Origin of the sequence: Jannaschia rubra, from assembly GCF_001403735.1 — a bacterium.
Taxonomy (GTDB): domain Bacteria; phylum Pseudomonadota; class Alphaproteobacteria; order Rhodobacterales; family Rhodobacteraceae; genus Jannaschia; species Jannaschia rubra.
This window is the reverse complement of the sequence record NZ_CXPG01000009.1, coordinates 173701-190755: the sequence shown is the minus strand read 5'-3', so window position 1 is coordinate 190755 and position 17055 is coordinate 173701. Positions and strand designations below refer to the sequence as shown.

General features: G+C 67.3%; 18 protein-coding genes. 8 read left to right on the top strand and 10 right to left on the bottom strand.

Features of this window, described 5'->3' with window-relative positions:
• The first annotated feature begins 41 nt into the window (after positions 1-41).
• Complete coding sequence (locus JAN5088_RS01190; RefSeq protein ID WP_055680963.1) at positions 42-662, top strand: 2-dehydro-3-deoxy-6-phosphogalactonate aldolase; 621 nt, start codon at positions 42-44, stop codon at positions 660-662.
• Positions 659-1522, top strand: coding sequence for an SMP-30/gluconolactonase/LRE family protein (locus tag JAN5088_RS01185; protein WP_055680962.1), 864 nt, complete (start codon positions 659-661; stop codon positions 1520-1522). Before JAN5088_RS01190 ends, JAN5088_RS01185 begins: the two co-directional genes overlap by 4 nt.
• Here JAN5088_RS01185 and JAN5088_RS01180 read toward each other — a convergent pair.
• The 9 genes from JAN5088_RS01180 to JAN5088_RS01140 form a co-directional block, all read right to left on the bottom strand.
• On the bottom strand, positions 1512-2498 hold the full coding sequence (locus tag JAN5088_RS01180; protein WP_055680961.1) for a type I glyceraldehyde-3-phosphate dehydrogenase: 987 nt from the start codon (positions 2496-2498) through the stop codon (positions 1512-1514). The genes JAN5088_RS01185 and JAN5088_RS01180 overlap by 11 nt on opposite strands.
• Positions 2495-3835, bottom strand: a complete 1341-nt coding sequence (locus tag JAN5088_RS01175; protein WP_055680960.1) for an aminotransferase class III-fold pyridoxal phosphate-dependent enzyme — start codon at positions 3833-3835, stop codon at positions 2495-2497. Before JAN5088_RS01175 ends, JAN5088_RS01180 begins: the two co-directional genes overlap by 4 nt.
• Positions 3836-3887: 52 nt before the next feature.
• On the bottom strand, positions 3888-4238 hold the full coding sequence (locus tag JAN5088_RS01170; protein ID WP_055681141.1) for an H-type lectin domain-containing protein: 351 nt from the start codon (positions 4236-4238) through the stop codon (positions 3888-3890).
• A 129-nt stretch (positions 4239-4367) separates the two neighbouring features.
• Positions 4368-4772, bottom strand: coding sequence for a F0F1 ATP synthase subunit epsilon (locus JAN5088_RS01165; protein WP_055680959.1), 405 nt, complete (start codon positions 4770-4772; stop codon positions 4368-4370).
• Between the two features lie 3 nt (positions 4773-4775).
• On the bottom strand, positions 4776-6200 hold the full coding sequence (atpD, locus tag JAN5088_RS01160; RefSeq protein ID WP_055680958.1) for a F0F1 ATP synthase subunit beta: 1425 nt from the start codon (positions 6198-6200) through the stop codon (positions 4776-4778).
• A 104-nt stretch (positions 6201-6304) separates the two neighbouring features.
• On the bottom strand, positions 6305-7171 hold the full coding sequence (locus JAN5088_RS01155) for a F0F1 ATP synthase subunit gamma (protein WP_055680957.1): 867 nt from the start codon (positions 7169-7171) through the stop codon (positions 6305-6307).
• A 12-nt stretch (positions 7172-7183) separates the two neighbouring features.
• Positions 7184-8719, bottom strand: a complete 1536-nt coding sequence (gene atpA / locus JAN5088_RS01150) for a F0F1 ATP synthase subunit alpha (RefSeq protein ID WP_055680956.1) — start codon at positions 8717-8719, stop codon at positions 7184-7186.
• Positions 8719-9279 carry a F0F1 ATP synthase subunit delta gene (locus JAN5088_RS01145; RefSeq protein WP_055681140.1) on the bottom strand — a complete coding sequence of 187 codons (561 nt, stop codon included), beginning with the start codon at positions 9277-9279 and terminating at the stop codon, positions 8719-8721. The genes atpA and JAN5088_RS01145 overlap by 1 nt, the downstream gene beginning before the upstream one ends.
• Positions 9280-9490: 211 nt before the next feature.
• Positions 9491-10255, bottom strand: coding sequence for a class I SAM-dependent methyltransferase (locus JAN5088_RS01140; protein ID WP_055680955.1), 765 nt, complete (start codon positions 10253-10255; stop codon positions 9491-9493).
• A gap of 56 nt (positions 10256-10311) precedes the next feature.
• On the opposite strand from JAN5088_RS01140, the gene gloB reads away from it, so the two are divergent.
• From gloB to JAN5088_RS01125, 3 genes are all read left to right on the top strand, one after another.
• Positions 10312-11073: a hydroxyacylglutathione hydrolase gene (gene gloB / locus JAN5088_RS01135; RefSeq protein WP_055680954.1), complete on the top strand. Its 762-nt coding sequence runs from the start codon at positions 10312-10314 to the stop codon at positions 11071-11073.
• Positions 11074-11221: 148 nt separating this feature from the next.
• The gene (clpA, locus tag JAN5088_RS01130) at positions 11222-13561 is read left to right on the top strand and encodes an ATP-dependent Clp protease ATP-binding subunit ClpA (RefSeq protein ID WP_055680953.1); all 2340 of its coding nucleotides are present in this window, start codon (positions 11222-11224) and stop codon (positions 13559-13561) included.
• A 56-nt stretch (positions 13562-13617) separates the two neighbouring features.
• Positions 13618-14532 carry a M23 family metallopeptidase gene (locus JAN5088_RS01125; protein ID WP_055680952.1) on the top strand — a complete coding sequence of 305 codons (915 nt, stop codon included), beginning with the start codon at positions 13618-13620 and terminating at the stop codon, positions 14530-14532.
• Here the strand turns inward: JAN5088_RS01125 and JAN5088_RS01120 are convergent.
• Entirely contained in the window at positions 14529-14906 is a 378-nt protein-coding gene (locus JAN5088_RS01120) for a rhodanese-like domain-containing protein (protein ID WP_370736401.1), read from the bottom strand. The two genes, JAN5088_RS01125 and JAN5088_RS01120, sit on opposite strands and share 4 nt — an antisense overlap.
• 70 nt (positions 14907-14976) lie before the next feature.
• On the opposite strand from JAN5088_RS01120, the gene JAN5088_RS01115 reads away from it, so the two are divergent.
• The 3 genes from JAN5088_RS01115 (at position 14977) to JAN5088_RS01105 (ending at position 17010) form a co-directional block, all read left to right on the top strand.
• Positions 14977-15714 (top strand): SDR family NAD(P)-dependent oxidoreductase, encoded by a 738-nt coding sequence (locus JAN5088_RS01115; protein ID WP_055680951.1) that lies wholly within the window; start codon positions 14977-14979, stop codon positions 15712-15714.
• A gap of 3 nt (positions 15715-15717) precedes the next feature.
• On the top strand, positions 15718-16065 hold the full coding sequence (locus JAN5088_RS01110) for a RidA family protein (RefSeq protein ID WP_055680950.1): 348 nt from the start codon (positions 15718-15720) through the stop codon (positions 16063-16065).
• A gap of 93 nt (positions 16066-16158) precedes the next feature.
• Positions 16159-17010, top strand: coding sequence for an SDR family oxidoreductase (locus JAN5088_RS01105; RefSeq protein ID WP_055680949.1), 852 nt, complete (start codon positions 16159-16161; stop codon positions 17008-17010).
• Positions 17011-17055 lie beyond the last annotated feature (45 nt).

The window sequence follows — 17055 nt, the reverse complement described above, 5'->3', positions numbered from 1 at the left end:
AAGACGACACCGGCCAGGCCGACACTTGCGAAGGACATGCCATGACAAGACCCCTGATCGCCATTCTTCGGGGCATCACCCCGGCCGAGTCCATCGCCGCCTGCGCCGCCCTGATCGAGGCGGGCATCACGATGATCGAGGTGCCGCTGAACTCGCCCGAGCCGCTCAGCTCGATTTCGGCGATGGCGGATGCCTATGGCGACCGGGCGCTGATCGGCGCGGGCACCGTCCTTGCGGCGTCCGAGGTTCATTCGGTGGCCGAGGCCGGGGGACGACTGATCGTCTCGCCCAACTTCGACGCCGAGGTCATCGCCGCCACGCGGACGCTGGGCCTGCAAAGCTGGCCCGGCGTCCTGACCCCCACCGAAGCCTTCGCCGCGTTGCGCGCCGGGGCCACGGGGCTCAAGCTCTTTCCGGGGTCGCTCGCCGGGCCATCGGGCCTGCGGGCGATGCGCGCGGTCCTGCCCGTGGGCACTCAGGTCTATGCCGTGGGGGGCGCGGCGCCGGAAACCTTCGCCGAATGGCTGGAGGCCGGCGCCGACGGCTTCGGGCTGGGAACCGCCTGTTATGTGCCGGGCCTGCCGGCGTCGGAGATTGCGTCCTGTGCCACCCGTATCGTCGAAGCCTATGACCGTGCCGCAGGCCGGGGGATCATGGCATGACGCAGGCGCGGGTTTTCGACGATCGGGTCTGCGCACTGGGTGAGGGTCCGCTCTGGCACCCGGAGCGGGAGCAGCTGTTCTGGTTCGACATCACGGGGCAGAAGCTCCTGTCGCGTGACGGTGACACGCAGCTGGACTGGGACTGGGACGAGAAGGTGAGCGCGGCAGGCTGGATCGACCGGGACAGCCTGATGGTCGCGGGGCAGACGGCGCTCTGGCATTTCGACATCCGCGACGGCCGGCGCGAGCGGATCGTCGATCTGGAGGCGGATCAGCCGGGCAATCGGTCGAACGACGGGCGGGCCGATCCGCTGGGCGGTTTCTGGATCGGCACCATGGGCCTTTCGGGCGAGCCGGGAGCGGGGGCCCTCTATCGCTACTTCCGCGGCGAGGTGCGGCAATTGTTCCGCGACATCACCACACCCAACTCGATCTGCTTCGCGCCCGCCGGCGACCTGGCCTATTTCTCGGACACCGCCAAGGGCGTCGTCTGGAAGCAGGCCATCGACCGCGCGGGCTGGCCCTCGGGGCGGCCGGAGGTCTTCGCGGACTTCTCGGGCGTGGGTCTCAAGCCGGACGGGGCGGTCTGCGACGCGGAGGGCAACCTCTGGATCGCGCAGTGGGGCGGGTGGCGGGTGGCCTGCCATGGCCCGGACGGCCGATTCTTGCGGTCGCTTGCATGCGGCGCCGCCCATACCACCTGCCCGGCCTTCGGAGGATCGGACCTGCGGCGGCTGTTCGTCACCTCGGCCACCGAGGGTCTGGACGACGGGGCCATCGACCATCACGCGGGCGGTGGCCGGACCTGGGTCGCGGACATGCCCGTCCGAGGACAGGCCGAGTATCGCGTCATTCTCTAGGCGCACCCATCTTCAGGCCCAGTTCGATCATCCTGTTGGCGAAGCCCCATTCGTTGTCATACCAGCCGAACACCCGGACCAGACCGCCCTCCCCGACCCGCGTTTCGGCGGAGGCCTGGATGAAGCTCTCGGACCGGCCGCGCAGGTCGGAACTGACGAGGGGTGCATCTTCGACCCCGATCACTCCGCCGACATCGCGCAATGCGGCGTTGACCCCTTCCACGGTCGCGGGACGGGACGGCAGGAACGACAGGTCCACGGCCGAGACGCTTGCCACCGGCACCCGAACCGACTGGCATGGCACGCGTCCGGCCAGATGCGGCAGCACCTGATCCACCAGCTTGCCCGCCGAAGTGGTTGTCGGCACCATCGACAGCGCGGCGGCCCGCGACCGCGCCAGCGGTCCGCCCAGGGCCATGTCGACCGTGGGCTGGCTGCCGGTATAACAGTGGATCGTCGTCATCGACCCGGCCACGACGCCGAAGGCCGCATCGAGCACGGCAAGAAGCGGCGCCACCGCGTTGGTGGTGCAACTGGCGTTCGACACGATGCGGTGCGCGGGATCGAGGATATGATCGTTGGCCCCCAGCACCACGGTGGCATCGGCGACGGCCGATGGCCCCGACATCAGGACGCGCCCCGCCCCGGCCAGAAGACCACGCTCCACCTCCGGCCGGGTGTCGGCGCGACCGGTGCATTCCATGACCAGATCGATCCCGCCGAGATCGAGCGTCCGCAGGTCGGGCGTGCGATGAAAGGGGATCGTCCGGCCGTCGACGATCAGCGCATCCTCCGCCGTCCCGACCGTGCCGGGCCAGGGTCCGAAGACGCTGTCGTAGCGGAAGAGATATGCGCAGGTCTCGAGCGGAGCGATGTCGTTGATGCCCACTACCTCGATCCCCGCGCCTGCGCCTTTGAAATGCGCGCGCAGGATCGACCGGCCGATGCGTCCGAAGCCGTTGATGAAGACCTTCACGACACCGACAGCCCCTCGTCGAGTGCGGCGATGATGCGGTCGCAGTCGGCGTCCTCCAGGATCAGCGGGGGCGACATGACGAGGTTCGTGCCCGACCAACGGACCATCACGCCCGCCTTGTAGGTCGCCTCGAAGATGCGGCCGGCGAGGTCAGGCGCCGCCGTCCGTGCATCGCGGTCGGACACGATTTCGAGAGCGCACATCAGCCCCTCGCCGCGGACGTCGCCGATGGCCTCGTGCCGCTGCGCCAGGTCGTGCAACCCGGCCTTGAGGCGTGCGCCCCGGCGGGCGGCGCGATCCCAAAGTGCGAGCCGCTCCGTCTCCTCCAGACAGGCGAGCGCGGCGGCGCATCCGACGGGATGGCCGGAATAGGTGTAGCCGGTGCCGATCATCGCGCCGCCCTCCCCCTCGAACGTCCCGGCCAAGCGGTCGGCGACCATCACCGCGCCCATGGGGAAGTAGCCGGAGGTCATGGCCTTCGCGAGGGTCATCAGGTCGGGCTTCACGCCCCAGTGCCGGCTGCCCGATACATCCCCCGTGCGGCCGAAGCCGGTGATGACCTCGTCCGCGATGAGCAGGACGCCGTGGCGGTCGCAGATCTCGCGCGCGCCCGCCATGAAGCCCGGCGGCGGCACGATGACGCCCCCGGCACCCAGCACCGGCTCCATGATGAAGGCGGCGACGGTGCCGGGAACCTGCATCTCGATCTCGGCGTCGAGCGCGGCGAGGCAGAGGGCCGACAGCCGGTCGTGATCCGTCTCGTCGAAGGGATTGCGATAGAGATACGGGGCCGGCACGTGGAAGCAGCCGGGCAGCAGCGGCTCGTAAGGCGCGCGGAACTGCGGGTTGCCGTTGACCGAGGCGCCGCCCCAATGGGTGCCGTGATAGCCCTTGCGGAGGGCGATGAACTTCGTCCGCCCCGCCTCGCCACGCAGCCGGTGATACTGCCGCGCCAGCTTCAGCGCGGTATCAACGCTGTCGGACCCGCCCGAGGTGAAGAAGACGCGGCTCAGACCGTCGGGGGCGAACATTTCGGCCATGCGGACCGAAAGCTCGATGGCGGCGTCGTTGGTGGTGCCCTTGAAGGCCGAGTAGTACGGCAGGCGGCCGAGCTGGTCGGCGATGGCCGCCTTGATCGGCTCGCAGGAATAGCCGAGGTTGACGTTCCAGAGGCCGCCCACGGCATCGATGGTCGTATGGCCGTCCATATCGGTGATCGTCACGCCGGCACCTCCGGTGATGACGCGGGGCGGCTGGGCCTGCATCTCGCCCGGATGGGCCATCGGGTGCCACAGGTGGCGGGCGTTCATCTCGGTCAGGAAATTGTGGTCGCGCATGGGACACCTCCGACCTCCATAGGACGCCAGCAGGCCGCGGTGTCAAATCCCCTCAGTCGATATCCCATTCGTCGTCGGCGCGCACCTCGCCCATGGCGGTCCAGTCGGCGCGGGCGCGGGCGACGCGAGTGTCGCCCCAGGTGCGGAATACGAGGTCGAATGCGGTGGTGGTGACCTCACCGTGCGTCAGGTCGACGCGCTGGTTCGTCGCCTCGTCGATGTCGAACATCGCAAGGCAGGCGATGATGACGGGCGGCGTCTTGAACGGCTCGTCGAAGGGCACCCGGATGCGGACCTCGCGCGGCCCCGTTCCCGTCCACATGGGGCCACCGTCCTCGAAGTCCGAGAACATGATGTGGCTGCCCTGCTGGACGCCGATCAGATGGTTCCGCAGCTTGCGCATGACCCTCCCATGCCGCCGCGAGTCGGTCTGCGGCGCCTTTTCGGCGACGACCATACGGGCGCCCAAAAAAAAGTCCCGGGGTTGCCCGGGACTTTAACTATTGGCCGGTCATCCGGCAGGACGACGACGTCAGAGGTTGGACTGTTTCGGGTTCAGACCGATATGCCCACCGATGGCCACCATGTCGGCAACCAGCTTGGCCGCCGAATCGACGGCATCCTCGGGCGCCTCCTTATGGGCTGCGTGGGCTTCCTCGACCCAGTCGTCGAAGACGGCCTGGGTCACGTCCTTCACATGCAGTGCCCGTTCGGCCAGCACGGTGACGCCCGCGCCGATCTCGGCGAAACCGCCCGTGACGGCATAGCTTTCCTCGCCCGACCCCGTTTCGACGGTCAGGATGCCGGGGCGCAGCGAGGTGATGGTCGGCGTATGGTCGGCCATCGCGGTCAGGTCCCCGTCCGCGCCGGGGATGCGGACGGCCCGGACGTCCATCGACGCCAGCCGCCGCTCGGGTGAGACGAGTTCGAACTGCATGGCTTACGCGGCCTCCGCTGCCATCTTCTGGGCCTTGGCCTTCACCTCTTCGATGCCGCCGACCATATAGAAGGCGCCCTCGGGCAGATGATCGTATTCGCCGGCGACCACGGCCTTGAAGGAGGCGATGGTCTCCTCCAGCGGAACCTGCTTCCCATCCGCGCCGGTAAAGACCTTGGCCACGTCGAAGGGCTGCGACAGGAAGCGCTGGATCTTGCGGGCGCGGGCCACGGTCAGCTTGTCCTCCTCCGACAGCTCGTCCATCCCGAGAATCGCGATGATGTCCTGAAGCGACTTGTAGCGTTGCAGGATGCCCTGCACGTCGCGCGCGACCTGGTAGTGCTCCTCACCCAGGACGGCGGGGTCCATGAGGCGCGAGGTCGAGTCGAGCGGGTCGACCGCCGGATAGATGCCCAGCTCCGAGATGGCGCGCGACAGGGTCGTCGTCGCGTCGAGGTGCGCGAAGGACGTGGCGGGCGCGGGGTCGGTCAGGTCGTCCGCCGGCACGTAGATGGCCTGCACGGAGGTGATCGAGCCCTTGTTGGTCGAGGTGATCCGCTCCTGCATCTGGCCCATGTCGGTGGCCAGCGTGGGCTGGTAGCCCACGGCGGAGGGGATGCGGCCCAGCAGCGCCGACACCTCGGAGCCCGCCTGCGTGAAGCGGAAGATGTTGTCGACGAAGAACAGGACGTCCGTGCCCGACTGGTCGCGGAACTGCTCCGCCAGGGTCAGGCCGGTCAGCGCGACGCGCATGCGGGCGCCCGGCGGCTCGTTCATCTGGCCGTAGACCAGCGCCACCTTCGATTCCTGCAGGTTGTCGGGGACGATGACGCCCGATTCGATCATCTCGTGATAGAGGTCGTTGCCCTCGCGCGTGCGCTCGCCCACGCCGGCGAAGACCGAGAAGCCCGAGTGGACCTTGGCGATGTTGTTGATCAGCTCCATGATCAGGACCGTCTTGCCGACGCCTGCGCCGCCGAACAGGCCGATCTTGCCGCCCTTGGAATAGGGGGCGAGCAGGTCGATGACCTTGATCCCGGTGATCAGGATTTCCGAGCTGGTCGCCTGCGACGCGAAGTCGGGCGCATCCTGATGGATCGAGCGATATTCATCCGCCTCGACGGGCGCGCCCTCGTCCACAGGCTCGCCGATCACGTTCAGGATGCGGCCCAGCGTGGCGTTGCCTACGGGAATGGTGATCGGGCCGCCGGTGTCGGTGACCTTCTGCCCCCGGACGAGACCCTCGGTCGCATCCATGGCGATGGTGCGGACCGTGTTCTCGCCCAGGTGCTGCGCCACTTCGAGGACGAGGCGCGTGCCGTGGTTGTCCGTCTCCAACGCGTTGAGGATTTCGGGCAGGGCGTCATCGAACTGCACGTCGACGACGGCGCCGATGACCTGGGTTACTTTGCCGACTGCGTTGGCCATGTCGTGTCTCCGGTTCTAGGGCGTGCTGCCCGACTTGTTGTGGCGGGGCGGACCGGGAAGGCTGCGCCCCGGATCGCCCCTGAAATGGTCCCGCCCTGCGGGTGCTAGAGCGCCTCGGCGCCCGAAATGATCTCGATCAGCTCGTTGGTGATGACCTGCTGCCGCGTGCGGTTAAACTGGATCGTCAGCTTGTCGATCATCTCGCCGGCGTTGCGGGTGGCGTTGTCCATCGCCGACATCCGTGCGCCCTGCTCGGATGCGCCGTTCTCCAGCAGCGCCGCGAAGATCTGCGTGGCGACCGCGCGCGGCAGCAGGTCGAGCAGAATTGCCTCCTCCGACGGCTCGTAGTCATAGAGCGTCGAAGGCTCGGCGTCGTCGAAGGTGACGGGAATGATCTGCTGGGCCGTTGGCTTCTGGCTGATGACCGACTCGAACTTGGAGTAGAAGATGGTGGCCACATCGAACTGGCCGTCCTCGAACCGCCGCAGCAGGTCGGCTGCGATCTCGGAGGCATTGCCGTAGCCGATGCGCTTCACTTCGCTCAGATCGACATGATCCACGATCAGATCGCCGTAGTCGCGCCGAAGCGCCTCGCGGCCCTTCTTGCCCACGGTCAGGATCTTCACCGTCTTGCCCTCGCCCGACAGGCGCAGGGCGTGGGCTTTCGCCAGCTTGGCAATGTTGGCGTTGAAGCCGCCGCAGAGGCCCCGCTCCGCCGTCATGACGATCAGCAGGTGCACCTTGTCCGACCCGGTGCCCGCCAGCAGACGCGGCGCGGTGTCGCTCCCCCCGGCCGAAGCGGCGAGCTGCGACATCACGGCGTTGAACCGCTCGGTATAGGGGCGCGACGCCTCGGCCGCGTCCTGGGCCCGCCGCAGTTTCGCCGCGGCCACCATCTGCATGGCCTTGGTGATCTTGCGCGTGGATTTCACGCTCGCGATCCGGGTTTTCAGGTCCTTGAGGTTGGGCATGTCTGCGCCCCCTTAAGCGAAGGTCTTGGCGTAGTCGTCGATCACCGCCTTGATCCGCTCCTCGGCTTCGCCCTTCACCTTGGGATCCTCCCGCGTGATGAAATCGAGCACGCTCTTCTCGGACCGTAGATGCTTGAGCAGGCCGTCTTCCCAGCGGCCGACGTCCTTGACCGGGATCTTGTCGAGATAGCCCTTGGTGCCCGCATAGATGACACAGACGATCTCGGCGTTGGTCAGCGGCGAATACTGCGGCTGCTTCATCAGTTCGGTGAGCCGCGCGCCACGGGCCAGCAACTGCTGGGTCGAGGCGTCGAGGTCCGATCCAAACTGCGCGAAGGCGGCCATCTCGCGGTACTGCGCCAGCGACAGCTTGACGGGACCCGCGACCGATTTCATCGAATCCGTCTGCGCGGAGGAGCCGACGCGCGACACCGACAAACCCGTATTCACGGCGGGACGGATGCCCTGGTAGAACAGTTCCGTCTCGAGGAAGATCTGGCCGTCGGTGATCGAGATCACGTTGGTCGGGATGAAGGCCGACACGTCGCCGCCCTGCGTCTCGATGATCGGCAGCGCGGTGAGCGAGCCGTTGCCGGCCGCGTCGCCCAGCTTGCACGACCGCTCCAGCAGGCGGGAGTGAAGATAGAAGACGTCGCCCGGATAGGCTTCGCGGCCGGGCGGGCGGCGCAGCAGGAGCGACATCTGGCGGTAGGCCACGGCTTGCTTGGAGAGGTCGTCGTAGACGATCAGCGCGTGGCGGCCGTTGTCGCGGAAATACTCGGCCATGGCGGTCGCGGCATAGGGCGCGAGGAACTGCATGGGCGCGGGGTCCGACGCGGTCGCAGCGACCACGATGGAATAGTCGATTGCCCCCGTCTCCTCCAGCCGCTTCACGAGCTGGGCCACGGTGGACCGCTTCTGACCGATGGCGACGTAGATGCAATAAAGCTTCTTCGATTCGTCGTCGCCCGCGGCGTCGTTGTAGGACTGCTGGTTCAGGATCGCGTCGAGCGCCAAGGCCGTCTTGCCCGTCTGGCGGTCGCCGATGATGAGCTCGCGCTGGCCGCGGCCGATCGGAATCATGGCGTCCACGGCCTTCATGCCGGTGGCCATCGGCTCATGCACCGACTTGCGGGGAATGATGCCCGGCGCCTTGACGTCGGCCACGCGCCGCTCGGAGAACTGGATGGGGCCCTTGCCGTCGAGCGGGTTGCCGAGGCCGTCCATCACGCGGCCCAGCAGGCCGTCGCCCGCGGGCACGTCCACGATGGAGTTCGTGCGCTTGACCGTGTCACCTTCCTTGATGTCCCGGTCCGAGCCGAAGATCACCACGCCGACATTGTCGGCTTCGAGGTTCAGCGCCATGCCCTGGATACCGCCCGGAAACTCGACCATCTCGCCAGCCTGGACGTTGTCGAGACCGTAGACGCGGGCGATCCCGTCGCCCACCGACAGCACGCGACCCACCTCGGCGACCTCGGCCTCCTGGCCGAAGTTCTTGATCTGATCTTTGAGGATCGCGGAGATTTCCGCTGCCTGGATCGCCATTACCGGACCTCTTTCATCGTATTCTGGAGTGCGTTGAGCTTCGCGCGGATCGACGTGTCGATCATCCGCGAGCCGATCTTGACCACGAGACCGCCGATCAGGCGGTCGTCCACGGTGACATCTAGGTTCACGTCCTTGCCCGTCGAGGCGCGCAGCGCGTTCGACAGCTTGTCGGACTGGGTCTTCGTCAGGGCCTTGGGCGTGCGGACCTCGGCCGTCAGCTCGCCGCGTTCATCGGCCAGCATCGACCGCAGCGCGGCGACCATCTGCGGCACGACGAACAGCCGGCGCTTGGACGCCATGAGGCGCAGCGTGTTCGCCAGCACCGCGTCGAGTCCCATCTTGTCGGCCAGCGCGCCGATGGCGCGGCCCTGGTCCTCGCGCGGGATGAGCGGCGAGGTCAGGACATCGCGCAAATCCGACGACTCCCTGATTGCTGCATCGAGCGCCGAGACGTCGGAGGCGAGCGACGAAAGGTCGCCGCCATCGCGGCACAGGTCGAAGACGGCCTGCGCGTAACGCCGGGCAATCCCCATCGAGATCGAAGCTGGTTCGGACACGTCCACCCTTTCGACAATCCTTGCGGGCCCGCCGCACCCCCGGGCCGGCCCATGTCAAACCCTTCCCCGCAGGGCCGGATCACGATTTCGCGCCCGCTCTAGCAGAGGGGTCCGAACCCTGCAACTGCGCCTTGGCGCCGTGCGGGCCCGTTCCGAAAGGTTCCGTGGCCCTTTCCGCGACGACAGCTGTTCGGCAGGGCGAATCGCAGGATCACATGTCCCCCCCTTCGATCCGGCCTGCCGCCAGAGGCTCCGGCACGCCCTCAAGAACGCGCAGCGGCCGGCGCACCCGTTCCGCGAGGCCGGTGCGCGGCCGGGCGGGCACCTGCTTGGACACCTCCAGCAGGATCACCCCGCCGCCGCCCGACCGCGACAGACGTTGGCCCAGACGTTCCATGAAGCCGCCGACCCGCAGCCAGAACTTCCCCCCGCTCGGCGGAGCGAACAGCGCGGCGGCGTGGCGTTCGGGCACCAGTCCCGCTCGTTTTACCTGCGCTTCAAGCTGGCCGCGCGAATAGGGCCGGCCGAAACCGAAGGGCGTCCGGTCGCGCCGCGCCCAGAGGCCGGTGCGGTTGGGCACGATGAACACCGCCCGCCCGCCGGGCCCGAGCACCCGGCAACATTCCTCGAGCAGGGCCTGCGGATTGTCCGACGCCTCCAGCGCGTGCAAAAGGACAAGCTTATCGACGGCCCCCGTCTCGAGGGGCCAGAGCGTCTCCTCCGACAGAAGGGACACGTTCGCCATGCCCGCCGGCCAGTGCATCACCCCCTGCGGCGCCGGCATCAGCCCGATCACCCGCCGCGCATCCGCAAGATAGGGGCGCAGGAGGGGCACGGCGAAGCCGAATCCCACGACCGTCTGACCCTTGGCTTCGGGCCACATGGCGACCAGCCGGTCCCGCACCGCCTTCTGCGCCGCACGGCCCAGCCGGGTGCGATAGTAGAACTGGCGAAGGTCCAGCACGTCGATATGCATAAGGCATTGCCCCTGGAACGGATCGCGCCATGCTAACCCGGAAAACGGAGAAAGCCATGACCGTCGCCCGGACCCTTTTCACCGTCCCCTGCCTCAAGGACAACTATGCCTTCCTGTTCCGCTCGGGCGACCGCGTCGCCGTGGTCGATGTGCCCGAGGCCGGTCCCGTTCTGGCGGCCTTGAAGGACAAGGGGTGGCAGCTGACCGACATCCTGCTGACCCATCATCACGACGATCATATCCAGGGCGTGGCCGAAGTGGTGCAGGCCACCGGCGCCGACGTCTGGGGTGCGGCGGCGGACGTCCACCGCCTGCCTCCGCTGGACCATGCCGTCAGCCCCGGCGATGTCGTGGTGATCGGCGAGGAAGAGGCCCAGGTGATAGACGTGTCGGGCCACACAATGGGCCACGTGGCCTATCTGTTCGACGGCGTGGCCTTCACCGGCGACAGCCTGATGGCGGCCGGTTGCGGACGTCTGTTCGAGGGAACGGCGGAGCGGATGCTCGCCTCGCTGCGGCAATTCGCGGACCTGTCGGACGACACGCTCATCGCCTCGGGGCATGAGTACACGCTTAACAATCTGGCCTTCGCGCGCAGTCTTGAACCGGACAACGGCGACATTATCTCTCGCATAGCCGAGACGGAGGCGGCCCGCGCGAAGGACCTGCCTTCCGTCCCCTCCGCCCTCGGGCTCGAACGCAACACCAACCCGTTCCTGCGCGCCCACGTCCCCGACCTCAAGGACGCGACAGGCACCACCGGACAATCCGACGATGCAACCTTCGCGGCCGCGCGCCGTGCAAAGGATGCCTTCTGACCCCGGAAAAGGCCGCATTCCGATCACGTTCCGGAAAGGAAAGCGATCGAAGAGACGAAAAAGGTTGAAGCCTGCGGGCCGACAACCAAAACTTAAAGAAACGCGGCCCATACTTCCGTGGAACCGCTGACAGGCTGGAGGAGAACACATGCCATCGTTCTCGAATACCCTCGAACAAGCCATTCACGCCGCGCTGGCGCAGGCCAATGCGCGTCGCCACGAACTCGCCACGCTGGAACACCTGCTGCTGGTGCTGATCGACGAACCCGATGCCGCCCGTGTCATGCAGGCCTGCGGCGTCGATCTCGACGATCTTCGCAAGACGGTCGAGGAATTCATCGAGGACGACCTGTCCACGCTCGTCACGGATGTCGACGGGTCCGAAGCCGTGCCGACCGCCGCCTTCCAGCGGGTCATCCAGCGCGCCGCGATCCACGTGCAAAGCTCCGGCCGGACGGAGGTGACGGGGGCCAACGTGCTGGTCGCCATCTTCGCCGAGCGTGAGTCGAACGCCGCCTATTTCCTGCAGGAGCAGGACATGACGCGTTACGACGCGGTCAACTTCATCGCCCATGGCGTCGCCAAGGATCCCGAGTTCGGTGAGCCGCGGTCGGTGCAGGGCTCCGACGACGACGGCAACGACGGTTTCGGCTCCGCCGCGTCCGAGGGGCCGAACCCTTCGGAGAACCGCGAAAGCGCGCTGGCGAAGTATTGCGTCGACCTCAACAAGAAGTCGTCGAAGGGCGAGATCGACCCCCTGATCGGCCGCGCCCATGAAGTCGAGCGCGCGATCCAGGTGCTGTGCCGCCGGCGCAAGAACAACCCGCTGCTGGTGGGCGACCCCGGCGTGGGCAAGACGGCCATCGCCGAAGGGCTCGCCCGCAAGATCGTCATGGGCGAGGTGCCCGAGGTGCTGTCCGGTGCGACGATCTATTCGCTCGACATGGGCGCGCTTCTGGCGGGAACCCGGTATCGCGGAGACTTCGAGGAACGGCTGAAGGCCGTGGTGACCGAACTTGAGGATCACCCCGATGCGGTGCTGTTCATCGACGAGATCCACACCGTGATCGGTGCGGGCGCCACGTCCGGCGGGGCGATGGACGCGTCGAACCTGCTCAAGCCCGCGCTGGCGGGCGGCAAGCTGCGTACGATGGGCTCCACCACCTACAAGGAGTTTCGTCAGCACTTCGAGAAGGACCGCGCGCTTGCGCGGCGCTTCCAGAAGATCGACGTGAACGAGCCTTCGGTCGAGGATACGGTCAAGATCCTCAAGGGCGTGAAATCCTATTTCGAGGATCATCATTCGATCAAGTACACGGCCGAGGCGATCCGCACGGCGGTGGAGCTTTCGGCGCGCTACATCAACGACCGCAAGCTGCCCGACAAGGCCATCGACGTCATCGACGAGGCCGGGGCCGCTCAGGCGCTGGTAACGGAATCGAAGCGCCGGAAGACCATCGGCGTGAAGGAGATCGAGGCGGTGGTGGCCAAGATCGCCCGCATCCCGCCCAAGAACGTCACCAAGGACGATGCGGAGGTCCTGCGCGATCTGGAAGGCTCGCTGAAGCGCGTGGTCTTCGGACAGGACGAGGCTATCGTGGCACTGTCCTCGGCGATCAAGCTGGCGCGCGCCGGTCTGCGGGAGCCTGAGAAGCCCATCGGCAACTACCTGTTCGCGGGCCCCACCGGCGTCGGCAAGACCGAGGTTGCAAAGCAGTTGGCCGACACCCTCGGGGTGGAGATGCTGCGCTTCGACATGTCGGAATACATGGAGAAGCACGCGGTTTCGCGCCTTATCGGGGCGCCTCCGGGCTACGTCGGCTTCGATCAGGGCGGCATGCTAACCGACGGCGTGGATCAGCATCCGCATTGCGTGCTGCTCCTCGACGAGATCGAGAAGGCGCATCCGGACGTGTTCAACATCCTGCTTCAGGTGATGGACCACGGCAAGCTGACCGACCACAACGGCCGGGCGGTGGACTTCCGCAACGTCATCCTCATCATGACGTCGAACGCCGGGGCGTCGGACATGGCCCGTGCCGCAATCGGCTTCGGCCGCGACAAGCGCGAGGGCGAGGATACCGCGGCCATCGAGCGGACGTTCACGCCGGAGTTCCGCAACCGCCTGGACGCGATCATCAGCTTCGGCGCCTTGCCGAAGGAGACGATCCTGCAGGTGGTCGAGAAGTTCGTCCTGCAACTGGAAGCGCAGCTTCTGGACCGGGGCGTCACGATCGAGCTGACGAAGGCGGCGGCCGAATGGATCGCCGACAAGGGCTACGACGACAAGATGGGCGCGCGGCCCCTGGCCCGCGTGATCCAGGAATACGTCAAGAAGCCGCTGGCGGAGGAGCTGCTGTTCGGCAAGCTCGCCAAGGGCGGGCTGGTCAAGGTCGGCGTCAAGAACGGCGCCCTCGATCTGAGGATCGAGGAGCCGGGCGCCCCCAAGATCGGCAACAAGAAACCTCCGCTCCTGACGGCGGAATGAACAGGCCTTCGGGTCCTGGGCCCTCGCGGAAACGCGGGGGCCCTTTTCGTTGGCTCATGTCCAGCGCCCTCGCATTGCCGGCCTCCGCCGCCGCTGCGGAAGACTTGCGCCTGTCCCTGCCTCTGGATTGCCGGTTGGGTGAGACCTGCTTCATCCAGCATCTGGTCGACGCCGACCCCGGCCCCGGCGCCCGCGACCACACGGGCGGCGATTTGACCTACGACGGTCACGGCGGTACCGATTTCCGCGTGCCGGACCTGGAGACGATGGAGGCGGGCGTGCCTGTCCTCGCCCCGGCCCCCGGCGTGGTCCGCAACATCCGCGACGGCATGGCGGATCGGAGCGTGAGCGACGTATCCGAGGTCGCCGACCGCGAGTGCGGCAACGGCGTCGCCATCGACCACGGCGACGGATGGGAGACGCAGCTCTGCCATCTGGCGCGCGGGTCCATCGCCGTCGCACCGGGGGAGACGGTCGCGCGGGGTCAGGTGCTGGGTCGGATCGGCCTGTCCGGCGCGACGCAGTTTCCCCACGTCCACCTGGCGGTGCGGCGGAACGGCGTGACCGTCGATCCGTTCCCGGCCGGTCTCTGGCAGGACATGCCCGACTACCGGCCCGGCGGGTTTCTCTCGGCGGGTTTCGCCGATGCCGTTCCAGATTTCGACGACGTCAAGGCGGGCACCGCCGACGCGGCCCGCCTGCCGGTCACGGCCCCGGCGCTGGTGATCTGGGCGTCGCTGTTCGGCGGCCGGCCCGGCGACGTTCTGCAGATGACCATCATCGGCCCGGACGGCGGGACCGTCTTCACCTCCGAAGCCACGCTCGACCGGGCACAGGCGGAACTGTTCCGGGCTGCCGGGCGTCGTCTGTCCGCGCCGGAATGGCGGGGCGGCACCTATTCCGGCACCGTCGTCCTGATCCGCAAGGGAACGGAAATCGACCGGATCGCCACGTCGGTCTGGCTGGACTAACCCTTCGCCTCGGGCTTTTCCACTGCCCCGCCCGCCGCGACCCAAGCCTCGAACCCACCGTCCAGATGGGCAATGCCGAACCCCATGTCCTGCAACGTCGCGGCGGCCAGTGCCGAACGCCATCCCATCGCGCAATGCAAGACGAACGGACCCGGCCCGGCAAAGACCTCGCGGTGATAGGGGCTTTCGGGATCCCACCAGAACTCCAGCATCCCGCGTGGGGCATGGACTGAGCCGGGAATGAACCCTTTGGCCCGTTCGCGCACGTCGCGGATGTCGACCACGACGGCATCGGGCGTGGCGCGCAGGCGCGCGACGTCCCATTCCTCGATCCGGGCACGCGCCTCGGCGACCATGTCGGCTGCGGTTTTCATGTCGCTCACGTTGACGCGCCCGAGCGTCGGGGGCAAGCCTTCTGCGGATCACTTCGAGGAAGGACGAGACATGGACCGCATCGCATTGATTACCGGCGGGGCGCAGGGCATCGGATATGCTTGCGCCGAAGCCCTGGCCGAGGACGGCTGCCGCATCGTGCTGGCCGACATCAAGGACAGCGTGCGGGATGCTGCCGCGAGGCTGGATGGCACGGGCTATGTCTGCGACATGGGCGATCCGGCGCAGGTCGCGGACCTCTTCGATAGGGTCGAGACCGAGGTGGGACCGGTGCAGACCCTCGTAAATAACGCGGGCGTGGCAATTGCGGGCGACTTCCTGTCGATGCCGCTGGCAGACTTCCAGCGCGTCCTCGACATCAATCTGACTGGCGTTTTCCTCGCCACGCAGCGCGCCGCCCGCACCATGGTCGAGAAGGGCATCGAGGGCGCCATCGTCAACATGTCGTCGATCAACGCGCAGGTGGCGATCCCGTCGATCGCGGGATACTGCGCGTCGAAGGGCGGCGTGATGCAGCTCACCAAGGTCGCGGCGCTGGCACTCGCCCCGCACAACATCCGCGTGAACGCCGTGGGTCCCGGCAGCATCGACACCGAGATGATGGCGGCCGTGAACGCGGACCCGGCGGCCTTCGACCGCGCCATGTCGCGCACGCCCCTGAAACGTGCCGGCACCGCGCGGGAGATCGGCGACGTCGTGGCCTTCCTTGCGAGCGGCAAGGCCAGCTACATCACCGGCGAGACCATCTACGTCGATGGCGGACGCCTCGGCCTCAACTATACGGTATAGATCATGGCCATCGAACGCATGCACACGACCCAACGGATGAGCCAGATCGTCCGCCACGGCGACACGATCTATCTGGCCGGGCAGGTGGGCGAAGGGGCCACGGTTGCGGAACAGACAGCCGATTGCCTGGCCTCCGTCGACCGTCTTCTGGCGGAGGCGGGCAGCGGGCGGGAACACATCCTGCAAGCCATCATCTGGCTGGCCGACATTGCCGATTTTGCGCAGATGAACGCCGTCTGGGATGACTGGGTGCCAGAGGGTCACGCCCCGGCCCGCGCGACGGGCGAGGCGAAGCTGGCCGCGCGGAGGTTCCGGGTCGAGATCATCGTGACGGCCGCCGTCTCCGGCTGATCCGACGCGCGCCGCGACCCATTGGCCCGGCCGGGAACTCCCCGCGCCGGGCTTTCGTTCGACTTGGCGAAACCCAAACCAAACGGAGCGTCCATGACCGACCCGAAAATCCCCCCGCAGTCACAGGACAGCATGCCCGCGGACGAGTTCCGCATGGATCCCGCGCCCGACTACGCACCGCGCCATCCGGGCGTGGGCAAGCTGCGCGACAAGGTGGCCATCGTCTGCGGCGGCGACAGCGGGATCGGCCGGGCCATATCTGTCCTGTTCGCACGGGAGGGCGCCAGGGTAGCCATCGCCTATCTGGAGGAGAGCCGCGACGCCGAGGAGACCAAAAGGCTGGTCGAGGAGGAAGGCGCCGAGTGCCTTCTGATCGAGGGCGACCTGGGACAGAAGGATCGTTGCGAAACGGCGGTCGCCAAGGTCATCGATACCTGGGGCAAGCTCGACATCCTGATCAACAACGGTGCCCAGCAATGGCTGGACGAGGACTTCGCAGACCTGTCCGAGGAGCGGATAGATCGGATGCTGGCGTCCAATGTAAAGGCTTACATGTTCATGACGCAGGCCGCGTTGCCGCATCTGAAGGAAGGCGCGGCCATCGTGAACACCAGTTCGATCAATGCCTTCGCAGGCAATGCATCGCTCGTGACCTATTCGACGACCAGGGGCGCCTCGCTCGCCTTCAGCAGGTCGATGGCCAAGAACCTGATGGACCGGGGCATCCGCGTAAACGCCGTGGCACCCGGCCCGATCTGGACACCCTTCATCCCCGGGACCATGCCTGCCGAACAGGTCGAGGATTTCGGCTCCGGCGCCCCCATGGGCCGGGCGGGCCAGCCGTGGGAGGTGGCGACGGCCTTCCTGTTCCTCGCCAGCAGCGACGGCAACTACTTCACCGGCCAGACGCTGCACCCGAATGGCGGAATGGTGGTCGGCGCCTGACGCTGCGCTAGGATTCGACGGAATGCGGGGCGCTCCGACGCGGGG